The organism is Shewanella glacialipiscicola, assembly GCF_023283485.1.
Taxonomy (GTDB): domain Bacteria; phylum Pseudomonadota; class Gammaproteobacteria; order Enterobacterales; family Shewanellaceae; genus Shewanella; species Shewanella glacialipiscicola.
This window is the reverse complement of the sequence record NZ_JAKILU010000067.1, coordinates 1-598: the sequence shown is the minus strand read 5'-3', so window position 1 is coordinate 598 and position 598 is coordinate 1. Positions and strand designations below refer to the sequence as shown.

1 protein-coding gene is annotated in these 598 nt (G+C 44.8%); it reads left to right on the top strand.

The window, feature by feature from the left end; genetic code table 11:
* Nucleotides 1–598: site-specific integrase (locus L2717_RS18105; RefSeq protein ID WP_248938142.1), on the top strand; the 598-nt coding region annotated here is incomplete at both ends.

The window sequence follows — 598 nt, the reverse complement described above, 5'->3', positions numbered from 1 at the left end:
CAATCAATGCCTGATGCGTTTAAAGCACACGTTAATCAATTGATTAATGATGCCCGAGCAGGCTTTATTGGGGTAACAGATACGCTGGATGATAAGGCTAAGCCAGTTCGAGAAGTGACTGCGTTTATTCCCATGCGGCCGATACAATTTACTTCGGCAGATGACAATCCATCCCCACAAACAACGTTGGCATTATCAAATAATGCTGGTAGTAAAAACCAAACTAAATCAGTGGGTAACATCACTTTGCAGGATGCACTGACTAAGTTTATTACCTCCAAGCAGAAGCAGTCCATCTCAGCCTTAACGGTAAAGCAGCTTAATCAACGTATTAGCCACTTTATTGAGCGAACCCACTTAGAGGATGTCGTCGACATAACCAGCGCTGAAGCAATGGAATACAAGGATTGTTTGCTAGAGGAGGGCAGAAGCCACAAGAGTAATAAAGACTATCTTGCTGCCGTGTCACAGTTCTTTAAATGGAGCCGATTGATGCAGTACACCAGCGCCAATCCGTTTGATGAAGTCACACTATCAAAGCCTTCAAATCTGGCTGGGCAGGATTTAGCGCGTCAGCGCTGGCAACCGCATCAACTTA